Below are 24,002 nucleotides of genomic sequence, written 5' to 3'. Positions count from 1 at the left end.
GGGAACCAATGCTGCAATGGCTGGATGGCGTGGCGGGTCCTGGTTATGCCGCAGCAATCCTATGGACGTTTGCAGTACTTGTCCTTCTGCTCATCATTCTTCTTATCATCAGGCTGGTCCGCAGCCTGACGTTCGGGACATTCGTCGCCGGCGGCAGGAACCGCAAGACGCGGCTGGCTGTCATGGATGCCACAGCGGTCGACAGTCACCGGCGGCTGGTGCTGGTGCGCCGCGACGATATCGAGCACCTGCTCTTGATCGGTGGTCCGACCGACGTCGTCGTCGAGCGCGACATCAGGCTCTCGGCGCTGCGGCGCCCGGCATTGACCGGAGACAACGGCCACCAGCCGGCAGCAAGGTCGGCTTCGATCACAGCCGCGCCGGCGAGGCAAGCGCCACCGCAGCCGGCAGGCGTAACCGCGACCCCTGTCCGAGCCGGCCAGACGGCGACGATGCCGGCAACAATGCCGGCGCCGGCGCCGAAACCGGCATCGAACGTCACGCCGTTGCCAAGTTATGGATCCGTCAACGCCAATGCCTCGCGGCATGCGCAGCCGCCGGCAAGGCAGGACCCCCCGGCAAGATACGAGCCGCCGGCACAGCACGAGTCGATTGACGATGCGCTGATGAAGGAGCTGGAGGTTTCCCTCGACGAGCCACGCTTCAGCCAAACGCCGAGCAAGCCGGTGGCGAAGGCGTCGCCCTCTCTCGACGACGAGATGACGAAGCTCCTCGGCGAGTTGTCCAATCAGAAAAGATAGGCCGATAGCGAACGGCCAATGAAAATGGCCGGAAAACCGGCCATTTTGAACGCTTTACCGATGCCGCTGTTTTTCCCGGCGACTCAGTCGTCGCGGTAGACCTTCTCGCGCCGCTCATGGCGCTCCTGTGCCTCGATCGACAAGGTGGCGATCGGGCGCGCGTCGAGCCGCTTCAGCGCGATCGGCTCGCCCGTCTCCTCGCAATAACCGTAAGTGCCTTCGTCAAGGCGCTGGAGGGCCGAATCGATCTTGGAGATGAGTTTTCGCTGGCGATCGCGGGCGCGAAGTTCGATGGCGCGGTCGGTTTCCGAGGAGGCGCGATCGGCGAGGTCGGGGTGGTTGGCGTTTTCCTGCTGCAGGATTTCGAGAGTTTCGCGCGCTTCGCGCAAGATGTCGTTCTTCCAGGTGACGAGCTTCATGCGAAAGTAGGATTTCTGCCGCTCGTTCATGAACGGCTCGTCTTCGGAGGGTACGTAATCGGCGGTAACGATGTCGTTCATTCGACTCACCCAACAAACCCCAAATTTGGCGCCTATATATTCGCGGACCGAAAGCTGCACAAGGTCAATCGACGACAGTTTCACGCAATTGTTAGTCTCGGACAAACCACCATCGGCGATGCCCTTTTTGCGAAGAATACGACCGAATTCGTACATGATTCGCTATGCTTGAGGGTCGCTTGCCATTGCGCACGGAGCTCTTCTGATGGCAAATCCTGCGGCGTGCTGACGGGTTCGGTGCCCGGCACAACGGGGATCCGGTGACCAGACTTTACCTGCTGAGGCATGCGAAGGCCGGCTGGGCGCTGCCTGGCGTGGCTGACTTCGACCGCCCGCTCGATCCATCCGGCTTCGCCGATGCCGAAGCGATGGGCGTGCTGATGCGTTCCCGCAAATACGCACCGGCCCGCACCCTTTGCTCAAGCGCCAAGCGCGCCCGCCAGACGCTGGAAAGCTTGGCTGGCCATACGGACACGGGCCGGGTGCTGTTCTGTGACACCCTCTACAGCGACGATGCCGCCGCGTACCTCACTGCCATCCGGCAGAATGGCGGGCTGGAGGCCCTGCTCGTCATCGGCCACAATCCGATGATCGAGGATCTCGCCATGGCGCTCTCAGGCGACGGCGACGAGACCGCGCGGGCCATGCTGAACCACGGCTTCCCGACCTCCGCACTTGCGGTGGTCCGGTTCTACGGCAGTCTTGCCGAGGCTGCGCCGGGCGCCGGCTATCTCGAAGCCTTCCTGACGCCTGCCGATATCTGAGGCCATTTCAAAGCCGCCCATCAAAGCCTATATCGGATCCTGACCGGCCCGCGAGAACAGATTTTGGCATCATCGCTGACGACTTTCACCGACGAGGCGAAGATTGCCTTGGATACGTTGTCAGGCCGCGCTGCCGGGCTTTTCGCTCCGTCGCTGCGTCTTGGCGTGACCGGGCTGTCCCGCGCCGGCAAGACGGTGTTCATCTCGGCCCTTGTGCACAATCTGGTCCATGGCGGACGCTTGCCGCTGTTTGAGGCACAAAAATCTGGGCGCATCGCCCGGGCTTTTCTCGAAGAGCAGCCGGACGACGCGGTACCACGCTTCCTGTACGAGGATCACATCGCAGCTCTTGTCGACGACCGCATCTGGCCGGATTCGACGCGTGCGATTTCCGAACTGAGGCTCACCATCGAATACGAATCGGCCTCTGGCTGGAGCCGCATGTTTTCCGCCGGCAAATTGTCGGTCGACATCGTCGATTATCCCGGCGAATGGCTGCTCGACCTGCCGCTGCTCGGCAAGTCCTACGCCGATTTTTCGCGTGAGGCCTTCGAGATGGCCGTGTTGCCGGTGCGTGTCGACCTTTCGCGGGAATGGCGGGCGCTCTCCAATCCGGTCGACCCCAACGCCGAGGCCGACGAGATGACGGCGCGCCGTCTCGCTGAGAGCTTCGCGGCCTATCTCAAGGCCTGCAAACTCGACGAGCGGGCGCTTTCGACCTTGCCGCCCGGCCGCTTCCTGATGCCCGGCGATCTTGAAGGCTCGCCCGCTCTCACCTTCGCGCCGCTGCCGAATCTGGGCGGCCGGCGCGCCCGCTCGGGATCGCTGCAGGCTATGATGGAGCGGCGCTACGAGGCTTACAAGACGCATGTCGTCAAACCGTTCTTTCGCGAACACATCACGCGTCTCGACCGCCAGATCGTGCTCATCGACGCATTGCAGGCATTGAATGCCGGCCCCGGTGCGATGGCCGATCTGGAGCGCGCGGTCACCGAAATCCTGTCCTGTTTCCGGCCCGGCCGGGGCAACTTCCTGACCGACCTGTTTTCGAGGCGTATCGACCGCATATTGGTGGCCGCGACCAAGGCCGACCATCTGCACCACGAAAGCCACGACCGCCTGCAGGCCATCGTGCGGCGGCTAGCCGACCGAGCCGTGGCGCGGGCGAATTTCACCGGCACCGACGTCGACGTCGTCGCCATGGCGGCCATGCGCGCGACCCGTGAAGGCACGGTCAAGCAGGGCCGCGAGACTTTGCCGGTCATTATCGGCACGCCATTGCGCGGCGAAAAAATCAACGGCGAAACCTTTGACGGAAAGACCGAAACAGCCATATTTCCCGGGGACTTGCCGGAGAAAGTTGATGCGTTATTCGACGTTTCCGAATCGGCCCGCCGGCAGAACAATGACGACCCCGCGATCCGCTTCGTGCGCTTTCGCCCGCCGAAACTCGAGCGCACCGCCGAGGGCGTCACGCTGTCGCTGCCGCATATCAGGCTCGACCGCGCGCTGCAGTTCCTGATCGGAGATCATCTCGCATGAGTGCGCCCCGCAGACCGGCGGCCTTTCGCATAGAGCCGGAGCCCCAGCAGAAGGAAGATTCGACGGCTCACCATGCTGCGTCCGAGGCCGCGCCGGCGCGAAAGCCGCGTACCGTGACGGCGGATCTTGCCGTGGTCACACCGGCGGAGATCGACGTCTTCGACGAGGCTGATATCGTCGCTGCCGAACCGCCGCCGGCGATTGCGCCGCGAAAACGTTCGCCGCTTGGCAGCCTGTTCTTCGGCGCGCTGGGCGTTCTGGTTTCGTTCGCCGTCGGCCTCTGGACCGACCAGCTGATTCGCGACCTGTTCGAGCGCGCCGAGTGGCTGGGCTGGCTGGCTGCCGCTATGGCCGCGATCGCCATCCTGGCGCTTCTGATCATCCTCGTGCGCGAATTCATGGCGATTGCCCGCCTTGCCGAGGTCGAAAAGTTGCAGAAGCGGGCGCTCGATGCGATTGCCCGTGACGATCCGAAGGCCGCCCGCGCCGTGGTCGACGAGTTGTCGGTCTTTGTCTCGGCCAAGCCTGAAACCGCGGCCGGCAGGCGCTCGCTGGCCGAATTGCGCGGCGAGATCATTGACGGCGGCAATCTGGTACGGCTGGCCGAGATCGAGATACTCGGCCCGCTCGATGCCCGCGCCAGGGTGATGATCCTCGAAGCGGCGAAGCGCGTCTCCCTGGTGACCGCGGTCAGCCCCCGCGCGCTGGTCGACGTCGCTTATGTCGTGTTCGAAGCCGGCCGGTTGATTCGCCGGCTGTCGGAGCTTTATGGCGGCCGCCCCGGCACGCTTGGCTTTTTTCGCCTGGCGCGCAGCGTTCTGGCCCATCTCGCGGTCACCGGGTCGATCGCCGTCGGCGACAGTTTCGTCCAGCAGATCGTCGGCCACGGCCTTGCCGCCCGGCTCTCGGCCAAGCTCGGCGAAGGCGTCGTCAACGGCATGATGACTGCGCGCATCGGCATTGCAGCGATGGAAACCGCAAGGCCCCTGCCCTTTTACGCGGTCAGGCGGCCCGGATTGGGCGATTTCCTCTCCGCGCTGACCTCCTTTGCAGCAAAGAAAGAAAAAGAAACATCCGCTTCCGGAACGTGACTATTGCCTTGGGGTGACAAAGCATTAACCAATCTTGTCCATGGTCGGAAGCGTCCAAACCAGTCTCTTTGTTGCCGGGTGTCGTCGATGAAAAGCGTTATTCTGTCCAGCGGGCTGCCCGTGGCGCTCGCGCTTGTCTCAACCGTCGGCATTGCCGGAAAGACCTCGGCGGCGGAACCGGACAAGCAGTTCTTTCGATCGGTCGAAGGCAAATGGGTCGGCCCCGGGGAAATCGTTGCCGGCAAATACAAGGGCACGAAATTCACCTGCAGCTTCATCGGCTCGACGCCTGACGGCAAGGTCGGCATGTCGCTCGACGGCGGCTGCCGGGTAGGCATGTTCACCCAGCAGATGTCGGCAACGATCGAACACAAGGGCCGGCAGGGCTACAAGGGCAGCTTTATGGGCGGGGCCGCCGGCTCCGGCCTCGACATTATCGGCGGCAATGTCGTCGATGTGCACAAGGTGGTTTTCACCATCAATCGCAATCAGTTGCGCGGCGTGATGCAGGCGCTTGTCCCCGACGACAATTCGATGACGGTGACCGTTGCCGTGCGCGTCGACCAGCAGCTGGTCCCGGTCATCGGCATGAAGTTGAAGCGGGTCGATACGGTAGAAGTTGGCTCCATCTCTCCGAACTGAGCCCCGGCATGAAAAAAGGCGGCAGACAAACGGCGCCGCCCTCTTTGACATGCAAATGGGCGCTCAGTCCTTGATCGCGGCAATCACTTCGTCATAGGCCTTGCAGGCCTCAGCCGCTGTCGTGCCGCTCTGATATTTGGTTGTGACCGCCTGGACCTTGGCCCCGAGGTCGGCTGCCTTGGCCGGATTTTTGGTAATCGCAGCCTGAAGTGCCGCAGTCATGTCCTGGGCCTTCTTGGTCAGCATCTCGGTCGTGCACTCCGGCGCCTTCGAACAGGCAGAACCGGCAAGTGCCGCGATGCCAACGGCAAGCAGCAAAAACGTCTTCATGTCAGTCATCTCCTCAAAAAAGGGCCGCGACTTGATCGTCGCTCGCCCTTCACTGGCCGAAGCCGGGCGTCCTTAGCGCCGGATTGCTGGAACAAGCAACGCGCGGGAGCCCATTATCCTGTTCAGTGCGCCTGCAATATCGCCTTCACAACGCGCCGGATTCGCACTGTTCGATCCGCCCCGAAGCCCCTATCTTGGCCGCTTGTTGCAAGAGAGCGGAACGGCAGGCATGGCGGCAGAGGCATCGAACGGCGATCTGATCCAGGTGGTGGCGCTGCTCGCCGCCGGCGTCGTTGCGGTGCCGATCTTCAGGCGTTTGGGACTTGGCTCCATCCTCGGCTATTTGACGGCCGGCGTCGTGATCGGTCCGTTCGGGCTGCGCATCTTTTCCGAATCGGAAGCCATTCTTCATGTCGCCGAACTCGGCGTCGTCCTGTTCCTGTTCATCATCGGGCTGGAGATGCAGCCGTCACGGCTATGGGGCCTGCGCCGCGAGATTTTCGGGCTTGGCGCGCTGCAGGTCGGCGTCTGCGCGGTCCTGCTGACCGGCGTCGGCCTTGCGGGAGGTTTCCCGATCGCGCAATCCTTCGTCGCCGGCGCCGGTTTCGTACTCACCTCGACGGCAATCGTCATGCAATTGCTGGAAGAACGCGGCGAACTGGCCACGCCCAAGGGCCAGCGCATCGTCTCGGTCCTGCTTTTGGAAGACCTGGCCATCGTGCCATTGCTGGCGCTGATCGCCTTCCTCGCGCCGGGCGGCGCCGATATGAGCCTGTCGGATCGGTTGACGGAGGTCGGCATCGGCCTTGCCGCGATCGTCGGGCTGGTGCTTGCAGGACGCTATCTGCTCAATCCGTTCTTCCGTATCCTGGCGGATGCGCGCGCCCGTGAGGTGATGACCGCAGCCGCCCTTCTGGTCGTGCTCGGGTCGGCGCTCGCCATGCAGCTTTCCGGCCTGTCGATGGCCATGGGCGCCTTCCTGGCCGGCGTGCTTTTGTCGGAATCGACCTTCCGCCATCAGCTGGAGGCCGACATCGAACCGTTCCGCGGCATTCTGCTCGGGCTGTTCTTCCTCGCCGTCGGCATGTCGCTCGACCTGCATGTGGTCGTCGTCAACTGGCAGCTCATTGCCATCTATGTCGTCGCCTACATGATGATGAAGGCGATCGGCATCTATATCGTCGCCCGCATTCTCAAAACCGGCCACCGGGAAGCGCTCGAGCGCGCGGTCTTCATGGCGCAAGGCGGCGAATTCGCCTTCGTCCTCTATTCCGCAGCGGCGGCTGTCGGTATCATCGATAGCCAGGCCAATGCGATGCTGACCGCCATCGTCATCATTTCCATGGTGCTGACGCCCTTAGCGATCATAGCATTGCGGTATCTGACGCCACGCGACGAGCAATCGCTTGAAGGCGTCGATGTCGCCGACGGCCTGACCGGCAGCGTGCTGATCATCGGCTTTGGCCGGTTCGGCCAGATCGCCAGCCAGCCGCTTTTGTTGCGCGGCATCGACGTCTCGATCATCGACAATGAGGTCGAGATGATCCAGGCAGCGGCCGATTTCGGCTTCAAGGTCTATTACGGCGACGGCACGCGGCTGGACATCCTGCGTGCCGCGGGAGCCGGGCGCGCACGCGCCGTGCTGATCTGCGTTGACAAGCCCGATGCCGCCGTGCGCATCGCCGAGCTCATCAAGGCGGAGTTTCCGTTGCTGACGGTGCTGGCGCGGGCTTTCGACCGCGGCACGGCGTTGCAGCTCATTCGTGCCGGCGTCGACTATCAGCTCCGCGAGACGTTCGAATCGGCGCTTGTCTTCGGCGGCTCGACACTGGAAGCTCTCGGCGTCGATCCGGAAGAGGTCGCCGAGGTAGTCGAGGACGTCCGCCGCCGCGATGCTGCCCGTTTCGAACTTCAACAGGCAGAAGGCATCCGCGCCGGGCGGCGCTTCCTCAAAGGCAATATCGGCACCCCCATCCCGACGCCGCTCAGCACGCCACGGCGCGTGGGCCAGGCGCTCAACGAGGAGACCGCCGGCGTGCTGCAGAAATCCGAACCGGCCGATTAAACGTTGGAAAGACGCGAATGATGAACGAACTGGACGAGCGCGCTGTCTCCATCACCAGATTCTGGCGCGACGCCGGGGAGGACGCGTGGTTCGAGAAGAACGACGCCTTTGATGCCGACTTCCGCACCCGGTTTCTCGATCTGCACTTTGCCGCCGCCCGCCGCGAATGCGACGGCTGGTCCGAACACGCCGAAGGGTCGCTGGCACTGATGATCCTGCTCGACCAGTTTCCGCGAAACTGCTTTCGCGCCACCGGCCACATGTACGCCACGGACCCGCTGGCGCGGCATTTCGCCGGGAAAGCGATCGCTGCCGGCCATGACCTGGCACTCGACGAAGAGCTCCGCGTTTTTCTCTATCTGCCCTATGAGCATTCGGAGGACCTCGCCGATCAGCTCAAATCGGCAGAGCTTACCGCCGCCAAAGCCCCGATCTATCTGAAATATGCGATCGAGCATCGCGACATCATCCAGCGCTTCGGCCGCTTTCCGCATCGAAACAGGATGCTTGGCCGCGAGACGACACCGGACGAACAAATGTTCCTCGACGGAGGTGGGTTCTCCGGCTGATTTCAGGCACCGATGGCGGCAGCGTCAGGTTTTCCACCAATCCCGGCCTGACGGCAGCCGTTCAATGCCCGATGTGTCGACGGCGGCCAGCCGTTCCGATACGCTTTTGCCGTCGACCACAAGCTCCGGCGCAATTTCTGCCAGCGGCGCCAGCACGAAGGCGCGCTCCAGCATGCGCGGATGCGGCACCTCCAGTCCGGTCTCGTGGATGATGCGGTCGCCGAACACCAGAATGTCGATATCGATCAGGCGTGGACCCCAGCGCTCCTCGCGCACCCGCTTCAGTTTTCGCTCGGCGTCGAGGCAAAGGTCGAGCAAAGCCCGTGGCGCGAGCGCGGTCGAGATTTCGGCCGCCGCGTTGAGGAAATCCGGCTGATCGAGCTTGCCCCAGGGCGGCGTGCGGTAGAGCGACGAAACGGCAACGACGCGCGTTCTCTCGTTGGCATCCAGAATGCCCAGTGCCGCAGCCATCGACTTCGCCGGATCACCGAGATTGCCGCCAAGGCTGAGATAGACGGTGTTGTTGTTATTACTATTCTGGCCAGACAACGGTCACCTCGACATGATCGAGCACACCCGGCACCGGGGCGTTTGGCTTGCGCACGGTGATTTCGGCCTTTTTGATCTGCGGAAACCGCGCCGTCAGCGCCCTCGCCACTTCGAGCGCCAGCGCTTCGATCAGAAAGCGCCGTTCGCCGGTAATGATCTTCTCGATGACCGCAAAGGCGATGCCGTAATTGACGGTGTCCTCGATGGAATCCTCGACCAGCGCCTGCCCGGGATCCACCGTGAGTGCCGCATCGACATAAAAGCGCTGGCCGAGCGTCTCTTCTTCGTCCAGCACACCGTGCCGGGCAAAGAAGGCGCAGTTCTTCATGCGGATGACATACATGGCTCAGCTTTCCCCGATCTCACGTGCCAGCATAGCATCGGCGATGGCCAGCGCATCCACGTTGATTGCGACATCGTGGACGCGAAAGAGATGCGCGCCTTTGAGCCTCAGGATAACGCTGGTGGCCGCGGTCCCGGCGCCTCTTGCGGCTGCGTCGCGGCCGGTGACGGTGCCGATAAAGCGCTTTCGCGATGTGCCGGCCATCAGTGGAAAACCCAGCGCATGAAGCTCGGAAAACCGTGCCATCAGGTCAAGATTTTCCGCTGCCGTCTCCTTGGCAAAGCCGAAGCCCGGATCGAGCACGATATGGTCGTCGGCAACACCGCTCCGCCGCGCGATTTCCAGCGACTTCCTGAGGAAGAAGAGCTGATCGGCAATCACGTCGGGCAGTTTCTGCCGGTCCCGTCCAGTGTGCATGACGACAAGGCCAGCGCCGGTTTCGGCCGCGACCCGGGCAATGCCCGGTTCGCGCTGCAGGCCCCAGACGTCATTGACGATATGCGCGCCGGCTTGGACGGCAAGCCGGGCCGTATCCTCGCGATAGGTATCGACCGAGATCAGCGTTCCGCCAGACGTCGCGAGCGCCTCGATGACCGGCAATATGCGAGCCTGCTCTTCCTTTGCGGAGACCGCAGACGCCCCGGGACGTGTCGATTCTCCGCCGATGTCGATGACGGAGGCCCCCTCCTCGACCATGCGGCGCGCCTGAGCCACTGCTTTTTCCGGCGCATCGAACAGGCCGCCGTCGGAAAAACTGTCCGGCGTGATGTTGAGGATGCCGACGACCACGGCCTTGCCGCCAAGGTCGAGATGGCGTCCGTGCGCCAATTGCCATCGCCCTGTCATCATTGCCCATCAACCATGTTCGATCTCGCGGCGTGGCGGGGGATCAATTCCGTTGCGCCGAGGACGGCGGTAAAGCAAGGTGGGGAAAGAGGCAACACGATGAAACGATCCCTCCTCTGCGCCCTGATGCTCGCTCTGACCGCATTCCCGGCCGGCGCTGCAACTCTCGTCAAGACATATAGTTATTTCCCGATCGGCGGCAGGACGCTCGACGACATCGAGACCCAGCTGTCGAAACTCGGGCCTCAGGTGAAAAGCACCGGGTCGCGGCATCCGGGAGCTACCCAGATGGCGTTCACCACCCGCGTCAGCTATGCGCAAAAGCCGGGCTCGTGCTGGATTGCCGACGCTGTCGTCACCGTCAAGGTCAAGGTCATCCTTCCTGAGTGGCGCCGCCCGCGCAAAGCCGATGCCGGCGTCAGGCTGTTCTGGGATACGTTGTCCGCCGACATCAAGCGCCATGAGGAACGCCACGTCGAGATTGCCAAGAACCACGGCCGCGAACTAGAAGACGCCTTGAAGGCGAGCTACCCGGAAAAGACCTGCGAACTGGCAAAGGCCAAGGCCGCAAAAATCACTGCGGCCATGCTTGCCAAACACGACCAGGACCAGATGCGCTTCGATCGCGTCGAAAGCGCCAATTTCCAAAGCCGCATCCTGCGGCTTTTGCACTATCGCATCGAGCGCATTGAGAACGGCCGGCTCGCTCCCGGCTGAACTCCGCGTCGTCGGACAAAGCCAATTTTGCCGAAACATAGTGCCAGCTTCGGAAAACTTTCGAGCCGCTGTCGAAATCGGCCTATAGCGAACGACATATGCCAGGTTCGCAGGGATCAGCCTCCGGCAAACGCCAATCGGCGTACCTAGATGCTTCCCAGCCCGTCGCGGACGTGCACGCAGGCATAATGGATGAACGGATATGGACCAGGCTGTCGACAAGCAAACGATGGTGGAAACCAGCGCGCCGCTGACCGAAACCGAGAAAAACGCCATCATCGGCGGCGTGCTTTTGTCGATGCTGCTGGCGGCGCTCGACCAGACCATCGTCGCGCCGGCGATGCCGACGATGGCCCGTCTGCTCGGGCATGCCGAATATCTGCCATGGATCGTGACCGGCTATCTTCTGACCGCGACCGCCGTGGCGCCGCTCTACGGCAAGATCTCCGATATTTATGGTCGCCGGCCGACCGTCTATGCTGCAATCCTGATCTTTCTCGCCGGCTCGCTGGTCAGCGCCACGGCCCCTAACATGCTGGTCCTGGTTGTCGGCCGGGCGATCCAGGGCGCCGGTGGCGGCGGCCTGTTCGCCCTGACGCAGACCGTGATCGGCGACCTCGTGCCGCCGCGCGAGCGGGCCCGATACGCCGCCTGGATCTCGGGCACATGGGCCGTCGCCAGCATCGCGGGGCCGCTCCTCGGCGGCACCTTCGCCGAACATCTGCATTGGTCGCTGATCTTCTGGATCAACATTCCGCTCGGCCTGCTGGCCATGGCGATCATCAACAACCCGCTCAAGAAGCTGCCGATCGCCGCAAAACATCACCGCATCGACGGCCTCGGCGCGCTGCTTCTGGTCGCGGCCACCTCGCTGCTGCTGCTTGCCTTGAACTGGGGCGGCAGCGAGTATCCGTGGCTGTCGCCTGAAATCCTTGGACTGCTCGCCTGCTCGGCGGTGTTCTGGAGCGCGTTCGCGCTGCGGCTCATGCGCGCGGCCGAACCGCTGATCTCGCTCGAAGTGCTCGGCAATCCGATCGTTCTCGCCGGCACATTGTCGATGTTCCTACTGCAGGCCGCCAATGTCGGCCTGTCGGTCTATCTGCCGGTCTACCTGCAATCGGTCGTCGGCCTGTCGGTCAGTCAATCGGGCACCGCGTTGCTTGGGCTGATGCTCGGCACGGTGGCCGGTGCGACATTCAGCGCGCGAATGATCCCGCGCTTTTTCCACTATAAGCGCATTGCCATGATCGGAACTGTTTTCTCGATCCTGTGCCTCGGCGTGCTCAGCCTGGTCGCCGGGCATGCCTCACTTTTGCTCGTCGAGGTGTTGACGACCTGCGTAGGCCTGGGTACAGGCACGACCTTTCCGGTTGCCACCGTCTCGGTCCAGAACGCCGTCGATCGCATGCACCTTGGCGTAGCGACCGGCGTTCTCACCTTCCTGCGCTCGCTGGGCAGCGCGCTTGGCGTCGCTATGCTCGGTGCCGTCGCCCTTGGTTACGGGCTGCCGCTGGCCAGCGAAGGCACGCAGCCGGCTGGCCATATCGCCTCGGCCATGCCGTTCGTGATGATCTTTCTTGCCGCGGCCGCGATCTTGCTGTTGTCGCTCATCACGCTCTGGCTGATGCCGGAGAAAACGCTTCGCGGCCATGCCGAGGCTGTGGCTCCAGCCCTGGCGGAGTAGACCGGCTCGGCGAAAATATGGCGAGGTTCAGTCGACCACGCCGAGCTTCTTGTGCAGACTGGTTGACGAGGTCGTATACTGAAAAACGATGCGCTCGCCGGGGCTGACGATGCGCTTGGCCGCTTGCGCCATCAAGGCGACCTCGTGGAAGCCCGACAGGATCAGCTTCAGCTTGCCGGGGTACCAGTTGATGTCGCCGACGGCGAAGATGCCGGGCACCGACGTCTGGAATTTTTCGGTGTCGACCGGGATCAGGTTCTCGTGGAGGTTGAGGCCCCATTCGGCGATTGGGCCGAGCTTCATCGTCAGGCCGAAGAACGGCAGCATCCGCGTGCACGGCACTTCGACATCGCCCTCCGGCCCCTTGATCGTGGCCGAGACTAGCTGGCCGTCGCTGCCGGTCAGGCCAGTCACCTGTCCAACCTGGAATTCCAGCTGCTTCATCTCCTGCATGGCATACATCTTGTTGACACTGTCGGGCGCTGCGCGGAATTCGGGCCGCCGGTGCACCAGCGTCACGCTCTTGGCGACCGGCTGCAGGTTCAGCGTCCAATCGAGCGCCGAATCGCCGCCGCCGACGATGACGAGGTCATGGCAGCGAAAGTCCTCCATCCGGCGCACCGAGTAGAACACGCTCTTGCCTTCATAGGGTTCGATGCCTGGAATCGGCGGCCGCTTCGGCTGGAACGAACCGCCGCCGGCGGCAATCACCACAATTTTGGCTTCGAACACCTCGTTTTCGTCGGTAATGACGCGGAAGCTGCCGTCGTCCAGCCTTTCCAGGCTCGAAACCATGCGGCTATAGGTGAATTCGGGCTTGAACGGCGCGATCTGCTCAAGCAGCTTGTCGACCAGGCCTTGCGCCGAGATCGAGGGCCAGCCCGGAATGTCGTAGATCGGCTTTTCCGGGTAGAGTTCGGCGCATTGCCCGCCGGGCCGGTCGAGTATGTCGATCAGATGGCACTTCATGTCGAAGAGGCCGAGCTCGAATACGGCAAACAGGCCGACAGGCCCTGCCCCGACAATGAGTACGTCCGTCTTGGTGATAGCGGTCATGAAGCATGCGCCTTTATGGGAAAACGGCGCGACACTGCATGACCATTGGTCCGCTGCCAAGCGGCAGCCGCAAAAATCGGCTTCAGCCCTGGCGGGCCGGCACGCGCACGACCAGCCCGTCGAGAGCGTCGCGCACCTTGATCTGGCATGACAGCCGCGAGTTCGGCTGGACCTCGTAGGCGAAATCCAGCATGTCCTCTTCCATGGCTTCCGGCTCGCCGACCTGCGCCGTCCAGGCTTCGTCGACATAAACATGGCAGGTCGCGCAGGCGCAGGCGCCGCCGCATTCCGCTTCTATTCCCGGCACCGCATTGCGGATCGCATTTTCCATGACGGTCGAGCCGTTTTCGGCATCCACGTCAAAATGCGTGCCGTCATGGGCGATGAAGGTCAGCTTGGTCATTTGTCACCTGAAGGGAGTCTGAGCCGACATAATCACTCTGCCGGACAAGTCAACTGCGGCGCGAAAGCGCCCGTGCGTGGCGTCTTTGGGATAAGTCCTATCGGCTGATGGCGGCGACGAAGTCGCGCACTTCTTCGATCAGCGAGCCAAGCCGCTTCAGCGTGCTGGCGTCTTCGGGCCGGCATTCGATCGCGCTGGCGCAATCGGCAATGGCGAAGGCGCCGACCCCACGCGCCGAGCCTTTGAGCCCGTGTGCCAATAGCAGCCGCTGCCTGACATCCGCATCGACGATCTTGTCGCGCACCGACAGCGCCTGCTGCACGAACAGAGCCAGCACCTCCTGCTCGAGGCTCCGATCGCCCATCGTCTGGCGCGCAAGATGCGCCAGGTCGATCGGCCGCGCCCCGGCTGTCCCCGACACGTCGCCGCCGGGCATCGAGAAGGCAATGCCGTTTTCGCCACGTATCACTTTGAGACTCCGTTCTTCGACCGCCGCAAAAACTAGGCGTATCCGGTGGACAACGGGTTAATGATTGGCCCGGAAAAATGTCGCGATAACGGCGCCGGAATCACGGCTGTGTTAACCTTATATTTAAAGTTTTACGTATCGGGCGGAATGCATGTTTTCTTTACCCGGCTGTGTCATTACGATACGACAGGTCCATTTTCAGCCTCCTGCGCGGGACACGCTAGGCAGAATCAATAAGCAGAACCATAAGTCCCGCGGCAGCTTGTACAGGGTAGCGAAGGCATGGCGAAGAAACCAACGACGACAAGAACGCTCGACAGCGACGTAGCCAGGGAACTTGAAAAGGCACTTGATATCGATCTGAGCGGCGATGCCGGCGGCGACTTCGACATGGCTGCATCCATGGAAGATCTCGAAGCGCAAATATCGCAAGCCGCCGACGAGCTGGCGCGCGAAGGTCGCAGCCAGAACGAAGCCCCTGCCCCGGACCAGACCCAGAACGCGGCACCTGCCGCCAATCAAAGCCAGATCGCAAATCCCGCGCCAAAGGCCAAGCCGGCTGAGTTGCGTCCTGTCGCAACGCGCAATGGCTTGCAGCCGGCAGCTTTCTCGCCGGCCAACGACGATCGTCAAAAAGACTATAAGACGCTCCTGCACACCCTCAATCGGCGCGCCTCGAACACGATCTACTGGGTCGTGGCTTTCGTTTCGCTGGCCTGGATCGCCGGCGCTGGCGGCCTTGCGAACCTGTTGTTCGGACCTGGCATCTGGAACATCCGCACCTTCGATCAGTTTTTCGCCCGTCCGCAGCTGATCGGCCTGGCGGTCGCGGCAATCGTGCCCGTCATCCTGTTCTGGGCATTCGCAGTGATGATTCGCCGCGCTCAGGAGATGCGCCTTGCCGCGCAGTCGATGACCGAGGTGGCCTTCCGTCTCGCCGAGCCGGAAAATCTTGCCCAGGATCGCGTCATGATGATCGGCCAAGCGGTTCGCCGCGAGGTGGCAGCCATGGGCGAAGGCATCGAACGCACGCTTGCGCGTGCCGTCGAGCTCGAAACGCTGGTCCACAGCGAGGTGAACCAGATCGAGCGCTCCTATTCAGAGAACGAGTCCCGCATCCGCTCGCTGGTCGACGGGCTGGGCAGCGAGCGCGAAGCGGTCGTCACCCATGCCGAGCGCGTGCGCGCCTCGATCACCGGCGCCCACGAGACACTGAAAGACGAGATCAACGCCGCCAGCGATATCATTCGCGACAGCATTCTCAACGCCTCGACCAAGCTGTCGATGACGATCAACGAATCCGGCGATACGCTGATCGACAGGATCAACGGAAGCTCGTTGTCGATCTTCGATTCGGTGGAAGGCCGGCTCGAATCGATCACCGATCGGCTGTCGACGTCGGGCGAGGCCTTCGCCAGCCTGCTCGACACCCGGATCGCCAAGCTGACGGACACCACCGATGGCCTGACGCGGTCGCTGACCGACCTGCTCGACGACCGCACGAGCGGCATGGTGTCGCTGCTCGGCGGTGCCGCCCGCACACTCAATTCGGAATTCGAAGCCAGCCTCAACGGCATCGAGCGGACGCTTGCTGAACGTGGCCAGGCGCTGATCAGCGAGTTCCAGACCCGCGCCGAGGCGCTCGACACCGGCACGCAGAAGCTCAACGCCGCGCTGGAGGCTCGCGCACGCCAAATCAACGAGACGCTGGTCGAGCGCGCCCGCGAAATCGCCCACACATTCCAGGATAGCAAGGATACGCTGTCGGCGATGATCGATCAGGGCAAGACCCAGATCGGCGCCGACATGGCCGACATCATTTCATCGACCTCGACCATGCTTGAAGCCCGCGCCGGCGATTTCGCCGGGCGCATGGAAGCGGCGCGCCATGTCGTATCGCGTTCGTTCGATACGGACATCGAGCGGCTTGCCGATGCTCGCGCCGGCATCGAGGAAGCCGTCGAGAACCACAGCCGCAAGCTTTCCGAAAGCCGCGACCGGATGGCGGCGGCAATGCAGGCCGATCTGGCGAAGTTCGCCGAAGGTCGCGCCGAAATCGACGCAGCGGTGGCTAACCAGGTGCAGAAGCTAGCCGAAGGCCGCGGCCTGATCTCGCGCGCCCTTGAAGAGGATCTGCGCAAGGTCAACGAATCGCGCGCAGCGATCGACGCTTCGCTGGGCAGCCATCTCGAAAGCCTTGAAGAGGGTCGCAACAGGCTTGCCCAGGCCTTGAACGAAGACTCTGGAAAACTCGTGCAAGCCCGCACGATAATTGATGAAATGGTTGCCGGGCACGTCGGCAAGCTCGCCGAAGGCCGCAGCATCCTTTCGCGCGCGCTCGAGGCCGACCTCGGCAAGCTGGCAGAGAGTCGCGCCAGCATCGACGGGCTCGTCGCCGGTCAGGTCGAAAAGATCGCCGAGGGCCGCGCCATACTCGCCAGTGCGCTGGAAGCCGACATTGCCGGCATCAATGGGCTCATCGAGGCGCATTCGGCGAAATTGGCGCAAGACCGCAGCGGGCTTTCCCAGTCACTCGATAACGACATGTCCGACATCAGGAGCCTGATCGCCGATCATTCGGGCAGGCTCGCCGATGATCGCAGCCTGCTTTCGAAGACGCTTGAAGACGATCTTGCCAAGCTGGCCGAAAGTCGGTCGAGCATCGACGGGCTGGTTGCCGGCCAGGTCGAGAAGCTGGCCGAAGGCCGCGACATCCTCAAGCGCGCGCTGGAATCGGACCTGAACGCGATCAAGGGCGTCATCGCCGGCCAGTCCGAAAAGCTGGCGGAAGACCGTGGCCAGTTGTCGCGGGCACTGGAGAGCGACCTGCAGGCCGTGCGGGGCGTTGTCTCCGATCACATGAACAAACTCACCGAAGACCGTTCGACCCTTTCGAAGGCGCTCGAAGACGATCTCGCCAAGTTGGCCGAAAGCCGCTCGAGCATCGATGTGATGGTTGCCGGCCAGGTCGAAAAGCTTGCAGAGGGCCGCGACATCCTCAAGCGTGCGCTCGAAGCCGATCTGAGCACTGTCAAGGATGTCATCGCCGGCCAATCCGAGAAGCTGGCGGAGGATCGTGGTCAGCTGTCGCGGGCACTGGAGACCGATCTCGAGACCGTGCGGGGCGTCGTCTCCGAACATATGAACAAGCTCGCCGAGGACCGTTCGGCCCTGTCGAAGGCGCTCGAGGACGATCTTGCCAGGCTGGCAGAGAGCCGGTCGAGCATCGACGGGCTGGTCGCAGGCCAGGTCGAGAAGCTGGCCGAGGGTCGCGACATCCTCAAGCGCGCGCTGGAAGACGATCTTACCAAGCTGGCCGAAAGCCGCTCGAGCATCGACGGACTGGTTTCCGGCCAGGTCGAGAAGCTGGCCGAAGGTCGCGACATCCTCAAGCGCGCCTTGGAGGCCGATCTCAGCACGATCAGGGGCGCCATCGCCGATCAGTCGCAGCTATTGACCGATAATCGCGCGCAGTTTTCGCGTGCGCTGGAAGCCGATCTCGGCAACGTGAACAGCCTTGTCGCAACCCACGCAGAGAAGCTCGTCCAGGACCGCTCGACCCTGTCGAAGGCGCTCGAGGACGATCTCGCCAAGCTGGCGGAAAGCCGCTCGAGCATCGATGGGCTGGTTGCCGGCCAGGTTGAGAAACTGGCGGAAGGCCGCGACATCCTCAGGCGCGCGTTGGAAGCCGATCTGGAGAGGCTTGCAATGAGCCGCAGCGAAGTCGACGAGATCGTCGCCGGTCATGTCGGCAAGCTGAGCGAGGGCCGCGACATGCTGACCCGCGCATTGCAGGACGATCTCTCCAGGCTCGCCGAAACGCGCAAGGATGTCGACCGTTCGCTGTCCGGCCATATCGACCAGATCGCCGCCAGGAGCACCGACATCTCCGATGCGATCGCTGCGGACGTAGAAAAGATCGAGCAGGCGTTCAGCCGGCAGACAGGCATCATTGAAGAGCGCGCCAGCACAATGGAGCGGGCGCTGTCGACGGGTGTCGACAACGTGCGCAGTGTGCTCGAAAGAAGCGCGGTCTTCGTCGCCGGCGCGCTGCGCGAGAAGGTCATGGAAGTTACCAGCGCGCTGCATGAGCAGGCGGGCGCGGCATTCAGCGATGCCGACCGCAAGATCGCCGAGCGCGCCGAGCAGACCTCGGCCGCCCTGCTCGCCAGGGCGGAGGACATCGCCCGCACCTTTGAAGAGGCGGATCGTCGCCTCGCCGCCCGCGCCGAGGATACGTCGAGCGCACTGATTGCCCGCGTCGACGACACGTCGAACAGCTTGCTCGCGCGTGCCCAGGAAACGGCCGATCAGCTGGCAGCCAGAGCAAGTGAGATTGCCGGCACCTTCGACGCGGCGGACCACAGGCTGGTCTCTCGCGCCATCGAAACGGCCCAGTCGCTGGCGGCACGTGCCGGCGACATCCTGCGCAATTTCGAAACGGCCGACGAGCGGCTGGGCGTGCGCATCGGCGAATCCGCCGAAGCGCTCGCGGCACGCGCGTCGGATCTCGGTCGCATTTTCGATGCCGCCGACCAGCAACTTATTTCGCGCATTGCCGAAGGCTCCGAAGCACTTTCGGCCCGTGCGTCCGAGATCGGCCGCATCTTCGAGGAGGCGGATCATCGTCTGGTGTCCCGCATTGCCGACAGCAACACCGCCATCGGCGAACATGCCGACACCATTGTCGGTGCCTTCACCAGCACCGAGCAGCGGGTTGCCGAACGCGCCAGGCAGACTGGCCAGGAACTCGCCGTCCATGCCCGTGAAATCGAGCAACTGCTTGCCGGTGCCGACGAACGCCTGGCATCGAGTGCCGCAGCCACAGCGGTCCGCGTCGAGGAGCAGGTCGCCAGCGTCGAGAACCGCCTCGCCTACTCCGCCGAGACAATGGGCCAAAAGCTCAACGAACAGGTCTCGAATGCCGAGGCGCAGTTGGTCTCGCGCGCCAACTCGATCGCCGAAACCTTCACCGCGGTCGGCCAGCATATCGGCCAGAGCACCAATGACGCTGCAAAGACCATCGGTGCCAATACTCGCGAGCTCAATACGATGCTTGCGGCCCGTTCGGCCGAAATATCGAAAATCCTGGACGAGACGGCGCGGCCTCTGGTCGAGCGCTTCGCCCAGGGCGGCTCCGAGCTGCAAAAGAGCATGGAAGAGGTCACCGAACGTGCGACCGAGAAGCTGCGCACTCAAAACGCCGCCCTCGTCGACGCCCTCGCCAGCCGTACGGCCGAAACCCTGTCGGCCGTCGAAGGCGCGCGCTCGACGCTTGCCGACAGCGTTGCCGACCTCATCGGCCGCATGACCACCTCCAGCTCGCAGCTCGGTCAGTTGATCGAGCAGGCGGCGACCAATCTCGGCCAGGTCGACGAACGCCTGACCGGCAGCACGCAAAGCTTCGCAGCGACTACCGAAAAGACCGCGCAGACCTTCGCCAGTTCGGCGCGTCTGGTCGATTCGAACACGACGCGGCTCACCGAGCTGTCGTCCTCGACCTTGCGCGAGGTTGCTTCAATCGCCACCAAGTTCGACGAGCACAGCCGGTTGCTTTCCAGTGCCTCGGACCTGTTGAGCTCGGCCCAGAGCAATCTCGAGCACACGCTCGAAAGGCAATCGTCACTGGAGGACCTCGCGGTCGGCCTTGTCAAGAAATCGGAAGATCTCGAAAGGGTCATGCGCTCGTTCGAGAATCTGGTCGGCCAGACGTTGCAGAACGCCGAAGGCAAGACGCTGGAATCCGCCGACAAGATCCGTACCGCGATTTCCGAAGTGGTCGATTCGGCAACCAAGCGCTTTGCTGATGCGACCGAGGAGATGCGGCGTACCGCCGGCTCGATCAAGAGCGAGCTCGACCTCACCCGCGCCGAGCTCAAGAAAGGCGTCATCGAGATGCCGGAAGAGGCAAAGGAATCAACCACGGCTATCCGCCGTGCCGTTTCAGAGCAGATCAACGCGCTGAAGGAACTTTCTGAAATCGTTGCGAAATCTGGCCGCAGCGCCGACAGTTCGGAACAGCGCAACCTGCGTCCGGCGCCGCAAGCGCCTGCCGCACGCCCCGCCGAACCGCCACGCCGCCCGGCTCCGGCTCCCGAACAGCGCCGTGCACCGCAGGCGCCTTCGGGCGAGACGGCGCTGCGCGGCACGCTCGACCTCGAACGTCCCGCAGACCAAGCGCCGCGCCAGCGCGACCCCAACGGCCGCACGCCGCAGGGCGGTTGGGTGCGTGACCTCCTGACCGGTGCATCACGCGAAGACGACGCCAAGCCGGCAGCGCCTGCCGAAGCGCCGCGCCCGGCTCCCGCTGCGCGTTCGCCGCTTCATGTCGTGGAATCACTGAACTCGCTCTCGGTCGATATCGCACGCGCCATCGATCACGATGCCTCGATCGAGCTGTGGAACCGCTACCGGCGCGGCGAGCGCGACGTCTTCACGCGCCGACTTTACACGCTGAAGGGCCAGCAGACGTTCGACGAGATCCGCCGCAAATATCAGTCAGAGGCGGAGTTCCGCGCTGCTGTCGATCGTTACTGCGACGATTTCGAAAAGCTGCTCAATGACGTGTCGCGCAACGACCGCGACAACATCATGGCGCAGACCTACCTGACGTCGGATACCGGCAAGGTCTACACCATGCTGGCCCACGCCAGCGGCCGCCTGCACTAAGCGGGCGACAGAGAACAAACGAAAAGGCGGGATTTCCCGCCTTTTTCATGCCGTACTGAATTCCATTGGCGCTGTAGAGTGCCGTGCCGGCAGTTCCGGCTGTGTCAGATCACGGTGTCCGTCCAGCGGACGATTTGCCCGGCCGCATCGCCGAACGCGGCATCGAGCGCGCCGACATAGGCCTGGTTGCCATTGCCCGAAACGGGCGCGATGGCGCTAAACGTCTTCGAAGCGCGCACTTCACCGTTGCGGTCATTCAACAGGCGCACGAACAGCTCGACCTCGGCATGTTCGCCGCCATCGACACGCACCTCGAACGAGCGGATCTCGACGATCACCTGATAGTCGATCGCCAGCCCCTCGCCTGGCTTGCCGACGCCGGTGAAGCTGCCCGAGCGCTGGAACGTCTCTGCCAGCCGCGCCTGTACGATCATCGGCAGCCGGTCGGCCCATTGCGCGCCCTTGAGATACTGGATCGATCGCGGCGACGGCTTGATGACGATGTTCTGGCTGTCCAGCGCCTTGAGCGCCGATGGCTGAGCGATGAGTATCTGGCGACGGCTGTGGGCACGCGCTTCCAGCGACGGCGCCGAAAGCTCAAACGTATCCAGCGGCGCCGGCTTGCCGCCCAGCGCCGCGCAGCCGGCGAGCGAAAGCGCCAGCAGTGCCGCTCCGGTCTTGAACCCACTCGATCTGACGCTGCCTGAACTGATCGACTTCAAACGCGATCCCCCCCGGATCGTGGAAACAACGCGCATCCGCAAGCTATGTTCTTGCGGTGGGCGCAGGCCGAAGTCAACGGCGCACCCTGCCGTCGAACTGCCGGACCTCACCCTCGCCGCCGGACAGGATCCGCTGTGGATTGCGGCTGAGGTCGGTCACCGCCTCTTCGATGCGGTTGATCGAACGACGGCTGTCCTGGACCAGCGATTCGACGTTTTGCAGCCCCTGTCCCGAGAACCGCGCCAGATTGTCGGTGATGGTGCCGAGGCGGGCGTTCAGCGTGTCGGCGACCTGCTTGAACGATTTGAGCGTCGCCCTGGCATCGGCCATGACGCCGTCGGCCTGACCGGAGCCGAGCAGTTTGTCGACCTTGGCAAGGATACCGTCGACTCGCACCGAGGCATCGTTGAGGCGTCCTGCGAGCTGGTGCGCGTCTTTGATGGTTTCGTCGATGTCGTCGGCCCGGTTGGCGAACTTGTTGGTCACCTTGGCGATGTCGGCGGCAGCTTCATTGGCGTTTTCGCTGGCCTTCTGGATATTGGCCAGCGCGGTGCGAACCTCAGCCGGATCGATGCCGTCGAGAACGCCGTCGACCTTGGCCAGCGTGCCTTGCGTCTTCTGGGCGAACTCGTTGATCGAGCCTACCGCGGTGTCCACGTTCTTGATGACCGTGTCGAACTGCTTGCTGGTTTCCTTGAGGTTGGAAGTGACCGTGTCGACATTGGCGACGATGCTCTTGATCTGGTCCTTGTCGACGGCGTTGAGTAGCCCTTCCGCCGCCTTCAGGGTGCCGTCGAGCTTGCCCGAAACACCCTTCAGTTCGTCCGCCAGCGAGCTGACGCTGGCCAGGAACTTGTCGACGCCGTCCGCATTCCTGGCCAGTGCATCGGAGAAGGTCTGGACATTGTTGACGGTCTGCGTCAGCGGCCCGCGAACATCCTTGGTGAAGCCTTCGAGCTCCGAAAGGACCTTGTCGGCGCGGGTGAAGATGTTCTGCGCTGTCTGTAGCAGATTGGTGACCGCCGACGGGTTGGCAACGATCTCGGCGACACGGCCTTCCTTTTCCGCCTCGTCGAGAAGTTTTGGCTCTTTGGGGTCGGCGCCCTTGAGTTCGATGTTGGCCTGGCCGGTGAGGCCGGCAAGCCCGATATCGGCCTGCGTCGACTTGGTGATAGGCGTATTCCGGTCTATTTCGGTGTCGGCGATAGCAGCGGTCGGATTGTCGACGTCGATATAGACACGGCGCACGTCGCCGACTTTGACGCCATTGAACAGCACGAAGCTGCCACGGCCGAGCCCCGAAGCGGAGCCTGGAATGCGCACGCGCAGCACCGTCGTCTCACCCTTTTCGCCGATTGCCGCCGTCCAATAGACGAAAGCGAAAGCCGCGAGGATCGCGGCCAGCGTGAAAATGCCGACAATGACGTAGTTGGCCCTGGTTTCCATTGCTCACTTATGGCTATGCGCGCGCCGCAAGATCAAGTTGCCGGGCGCGTTTTCCGCGGAAATAGGATTTTACCCAGGGTTCCTCGCTCCTGAGCATGTCGTCGATCGTGCCCTCGACCAGCACTTTCTTGTTGCCGAGCACCGCCACGCGGTCGCACGCCGTAAACAGCGTGTCGAGATCGTGGGTGACCATATACACGGTCAAATCCATCGTATCGCGCAGCTTGACGACCAATTCGTCGAACTCAGCCGCGCTGATCGGATCGAGCCCGGACGTCGGTTCGTCGAGGAAAAGGATATCCGGGTCGAGTGCCAGGGCGCGCGCCAGCGCAGCACGCTTGATCATGCCGCCGGAGAGCTCGGAGGGGAATTTCTGCGCCGCATCCGGAGGCAGTCCGACCAGCTCGACCTTGAGCATGGCAAGTTCGTCCATCAGCTTCTTCGGCAAATCGAGATATTCACGCATCGGCACCTGGACGTTTTCGAGGACCGTCAGCGCTGAAAAAAGGGCGCCATGCTGGAACAGCACGCCAAGCCGCATGTCGATGCGAAGGCGCTCCCTTTCGGTTGCCTTCTCGACGTCAACGCCGAACAGTTTGATTGTTCCCGATTGCTTGCGCGTCAAGCCAAGGATGGTGCGCAAGAGAACAGATTTGCCGGCACCGGAGGCACCGACGAAGCCGAGAATCTCCCCGCGCCAGATATCGAGCGACAATTTGTCGAGAACGACCTGGTCGGCGAACGACACCGTGATGTCGTGCGCCGACAGCACGATCTCGTCTTCTTTGGCTTTCGCCGCCACCTTGGTCGTGTTTGTGCCCGGCAGCGCCATG

21 protein-coding genes are annotated in these 24,002 nt (G+C 63.0%); 10 read left to right on the top strand and 11 right to left on the bottom strand.

What is annotated here, in order from left to right:
- The first annotated feature begins 8 nt into the window (after positions 1-8).
- Positions 9-761 (top strand): hypothetical protein, encoded by a 753-nt coding sequence (locus tag NKI58_RS20725; RefSeq protein WP_352785283.1) that lies wholly within the window; start codon positions 9-11, stop codon positions 759-761.
- A gap of 83 nt (positions 762-844) precedes the next feature.
- Here the strand turns inward: NKI58_RS20725 and dksA are convergent, their stop codons facing one another.
- Positions 845-1,261: an RNA polymerase-binding protein DksA gene (gene dksA / locus NKI58_RS20720; protein WP_023674847.1), complete on the bottom strand. Its 417-nt coding sequence runs from the start codon at positions 1,259-1,261 to the stop codon at positions 845-847.
- A 260-nt stretch (positions 1,262-1,521) separates the two neighbouring features.
- Between dksA and NKI58_RS20715 the strand changes: the two genes are divergently transcribed.
- The 4 genes from NKI58_RS20715 (at position 1,522) to NKI58_RS20700 (ending at position 5,300) form a co-directional block, all read left to right on the top strand.
- Positions 1,522-2,025, top strand: coding sequence for a SixA phosphatase family protein (locus NKI58_RS20715; protein ID WP_352568748.1), 504 nt, complete (start codon positions 1,522-1,524; stop codon positions 2,023-2,025).
- 63 nt (positions 2,026-2,088) lie between these two features.
- Entirely contained in the window at positions 2,089-3,567 is a 1,479-nt protein-coding gene (locus tag NKI58_RS20710; protein WP_352785286.1) for a YcjX family GTP-binding protein, read from the top strand.
- Complete coding sequence (locus NKI58_RS20705; protein ID WP_352568750.1) at positions 3,564-4,658, top strand: YcjF family protein; 1,095 nt, start codon at positions 3,564-3,566, stop codon at positions 4,656-4,658. Before NKI58_RS20710 ends, NKI58_RS20705 begins: the two co-directional genes overlap by 4 nt.
- Positions 4,659-4,745: 87 nt before the next feature.
- Positions 4,746-5,300 carry a hypothetical protein gene (locus NKI58_RS20700; protein WP_352568751.1) on the top strand — a complete coding sequence of 185 codons (555 nt, stop codon included), beginning with the start codon at positions 4,746-4,748 and terminating at the stop codon, positions 5,298-5,300.
- Positions 5,301-5,363: 63 nt separating this feature from the next.
- Here the strand turns inward: NKI58_RS20700 and NKI58_RS20695 are convergent, their stop codons facing one another.
- On the bottom strand, positions 5,364-5,630 hold the full coding sequence (locus NKI58_RS20695; RefSeq protein ID WP_352568752.1) for a hypothetical protein: 267 nt from the start codon (positions 5,628-5,630) through the stop codon (positions 5,364-5,366).
- Between the two features lie 229 nt (positions 5,631-5,859).
- Here NKI58_RS20695 and NKI58_RS20690 point away from each other — a divergent pair, with 229 nt between their 5' ends.
- Together NKI58_RS20690 and NKI58_RS20685 are read left to right on the top strand one after the other, a co-directional pair.
- Positions 5,860-7,695 (top strand): monovalent cation:proton antiporter-2 (CPA2) family protein, encoded by a 1,836-nt coding sequence (locus NKI58_RS20690; protein WP_352636778.1) that lies wholly within the window; start codon positions 5,860-5,862, stop codon positions 7,693-7,695.
- 17 nt (positions 7,696-7,712) lie between these two features.
- Positions 7,713-8,264, top strand: coding sequence for a DUF924 family protein (locus NKI58_RS20685; RefSeq protein ID WP_502894566.1), 552 nt, complete (start codon positions 7,713-7,715; stop codon positions 8,262-8,264).
- Positions 8,265-8,288: 24 nt separating this feature from the next.
- On the opposite strand, the gene folK is transcribed toward NKI58_RS20685, so the two are convergent.
- The 3 genes from folK to folP are packed head-to-tail and all read right to left on the bottom strand — an operon-like array spanning position 8,289 to position 10,005.
- A complete protein-coding gene (gene folK, locus NKI58_RS20680; protein ID WP_352455684.1) occupies positions 8,289-8,813 on the bottom strand; it encodes a 2-amino-4-hydroxy-6-hydroxymethyldihydropteridine diphosphokinase in 525 nt (174 codons plus the stop codon).
- Positions 8,797-9,156 (bottom strand): dihydroneopterin aldolase, encoded by a 360-nt coding sequence (folB, locus tag NKI58_RS20675; protein ID WP_352568755.1) that lies wholly within the window; start codon positions 9,154-9,156, stop codon positions 8,797-8,799. Before folB ends, folK begins: the two co-directional genes overlap by 17 nt.
- Positions 9,157-9,159: 3 nt before the next feature.
- Positions 9,160-10,005 (bottom strand): dihydropteroate synthase, encoded by an 846-nt coding sequence (gene folP / locus NKI58_RS20670; RefSeq protein ID WP_352568756.1) that lies wholly within the window; start codon positions 10,003-10,005, stop codon positions 9,160-9,162.
- Positions 10,006-10,101: 96 nt separating this feature from the next.
- Between folP and NKI58_RS20665 the strand changes: the two genes are divergently transcribed.
- Together NKI58_RS20665 and NKI58_RS20660 are read left to right on the top strand one after the other, a co-directional pair.
- Complete coding sequence (locus tag NKI58_RS20665; RefSeq protein ID WP_023674836.1) at positions 10,102-10,719, top strand: DUF922 domain-containing Zn-dependent protease; 618 nt, start codon at positions 10,102-10,104, stop codon at positions 10,717-10,719.
- Positions 10,720-10,921: 202 nt separating this feature from the next.
- Positions 10,922-12,403, top strand: a complete 1,482-nt coding sequence (locus tag NKI58_RS20660; RefSeq protein WP_352568757.1) for an MDR family MFS transporter — start codon at positions 10,922-10,924, stop codon at positions 12,401-12,403.
- 27 nt (positions 12,404-12,430) lie between these two features.
- On the opposite strand, the gene NKI58_RS20655 is transcribed toward NKI58_RS20660, so the two are convergent.
- The 3 genes from NKI58_RS20655 to NKI58_RS20645 all read right to left on the bottom strand — a co-directional run bounded on the left by NKI58_RS20655 (position 12,431) and on the right by NKI58_RS20645 (position 14,328).
- Positions 12,431-13,459, bottom strand: a complete 1,029-nt coding sequence (locus tag NKI58_RS20655) for an NAD(P)/FAD-dependent oxidoreductase (protein ID WP_352785292.1) — start codon at positions 13,457-13,459, stop codon at positions 12,431-12,433.
- An 82-nt stretch (positions 13,460-13,541) separates the two neighbouring features.
- On the bottom strand, positions 13,542-13,862 hold the full coding sequence (locus NKI58_RS20650; protein ID WP_352785309.1) for a 2Fe-2S iron-sulfur cluster-binding protein: 321 nt from the start codon (positions 13,860-13,862) through the stop codon (positions 13,542-13,544).
- Positions 13,863-13,959: 97 nt separating this feature from the next.
- Positions 13,960-14,328, bottom strand: a complete 369-nt coding sequence (locus tag NKI58_RS20645) for an Hpt domain-containing protein (RefSeq protein WP_292660938.1) — start codon at positions 14,326-14,328, stop codon at positions 13,960-13,962.
- Positions 14,329-14,613: 285 nt separating this feature from the next.
- On the opposite strand from NKI58_RS20645, the gene NKI58_RS20640 reads away from it, so the two are divergent.
- Positions 14,614-21,000, top strand: coding sequence for an apolipoprotein A-IV repeat region-like domain-containing protein (locus tag NKI58_RS20640; RefSeq protein ID WP_352853720.1), 6,387 nt, complete (start codon positions 14,614-14,616; stop codon positions 20,998-21,000).
- Positions 21,001-21,104: 104 nt separating this feature from the next.
- On the opposite strand, the gene NKI58_RS20635 is transcribed toward NKI58_RS20640, so the two are convergent.
- Genes NKI58_RS20635 through NKI58_RS20625 form a run of 3 tightly spaced genes read right to left on the bottom strand, consistent with a single transcriptional unit; the run spans position 21,105 to position 24,001 of the window.
- On the bottom strand, positions 21,105-21,758 hold the full coding sequence (locus NKI58_RS20635) for an ABC-type transport auxiliary lipoprotein family protein (protein WP_352502487.1): 654 nt from the start codon (positions 21,756-21,758) through the stop codon (positions 21,105-21,107).
- A gap of 37 nt (positions 21,759-21,795) precedes the next feature.
- Complete coding sequence (locus tag NKI58_RS20630; RefSeq protein WP_023679998.1) at positions 21,796-23,169, bottom strand: MlaD family protein; 1,374 nt, start codon at positions 23,167-23,169, stop codon at positions 21,796-21,798.
- A gap of 13 nt (positions 23,170-23,182) precedes the next feature.
- A complete protein-coding gene (locus NKI58_RS20625; RefSeq protein WP_023679999.1) occupies positions 23,183-24,001 on the bottom strand; it encodes an ABC transporter ATP-binding protein in 819 nt (272 codons plus the stop codon).
- Between the last annotated feature and the right edge of the window lies 1 nt (position 24,002).

The organism is Mesorhizobium sp. M0522, assembly GCF_040321085.1.
In the GTDB taxonomy this organism is placed as follows: Bacteria; Pseudomonadota; Alphaproteobacteria; order Rhizobiales; family Rhizobiaceae; genus Mesorhizobium.
This window is presented reverse-complemented; position numbering and strand designations above follow the sequence as displayed.

Bases quoted from the DNA above. Each gene is read 5' to 3' on its own strand.
- NKI58_RS20650 (WP_352785309.1), bottom strand. From the start codon at position 13,862: ATGACCAAGCTGACCTTCATCGCCCATGACGGCACGCATTTTGACGTG.
- NKI58_RS20690 (WP_352636778.1), top strand. From the start codon at position 5,860: ATGGCGGCAGAGGCATCGAACGGCGATCTGATCCAGGTGGTGGCGCTG.
- NKI58_RS20665 (WP_023674836.1), top strand. From the start codon at position 10,102: ATGAAACGATCCCTCCTCTGCGCCCTGATGCTCGCTCTGACCGCATTC.
- dksA (WP_023674847.1), bottom strand. From the start codon at position 1,261: ATGAACGACATCGTTACCGCCGATTACGTACCCTCCGAAGACGAGCCG.
- NKI58_RS20635 (WP_352502487.1), bottom strand. From the start codon at position 21,758: ATGCGCGTTGTTTCCACGATCCGGGGGGGATCGCGTTTGAAGTCGATC.
- NKI58_RS20695 (WP_352568752.1), bottom strand. From the start codon at position 5,630: ATGAAGACGTTTTTGCTGCTTGCCGTTGGCATCGCGGCACTTGCCGGT.
- folB (WP_352568755.1), bottom strand. From the start codon at position 9,156: ATGTATGTCATCCGCATGAAGAACTGCGCCTTCTTTGCCCGGCACGGT.
- folP (WP_352568756.1), bottom strand. From the start codon at position 10,005: ATGATGACAGGGCGATGGCAATTGGCGCACGGACGCCATCTCGACCTT.
- NKI58_RS20655 (WP_352785292.1), bottom strand. From the start codon at position 13,459: ATGACCGCTATCACCAAGACGGACGTACTCATTGTCGGGGCAGGGCCT.
- NKI58_RS20625 (WP_023679999.1), bottom strand. From the start codon at position 24,001: ATGGCGCTGCCGGGCACAAACACGACCAAGGTGGCGGCGAAAGCCAAA.
- NKI58_RS20685 (WP_502894566.1), top strand. From the start codon at position 7,713: ATGATGAACGAACTGGACGAGCGCGCTGTCTCCATCACCAGATTCTGG.
- NKI58_RS20705 (WP_352568750.1), top strand. From the start codon at position 3,564: ATGAGTGCGCCCCGCAGACCGGCGGCCTTTCGCATAGAGCCGGAGCCC.
- NKI58_RS20660 (WP_352568757.1), top strand. From the start codon at position 10,922: ATGGACCAGGCTGTCGACAAGCAAACGATGGTGGAAACCAGCGCGCCG.
- NKI58_RS20630 (WP_023679998.1), bottom strand. From the start codon at position 23,169: ATGGAAACCAGGGCCAACTACGTCATTGTCGGCATTTTCACGCTGGCC.
- NKI58_RS20700 (WP_352568751.1), top strand. From the start codon at position 4,746: ATGAAAAGCGTTATTCTGTCCAGCGGGCTGCCCGTGGCGCTCGCGCTT.
- NKI58_RS20640 (WP_352853720.1), top strand. From the start codon at position 14,614: ATGGCGAAGAAACCAACGACGACAAGAACGCTCGACAGCGACGTAGCC.
- NKI58_RS20725 (WP_352785283.1), top strand. From the start codon at position 9: ATGCTGCAATGGCTGGATGGCGTGGCGGGTCCTGGTTATGCCGCAGCA.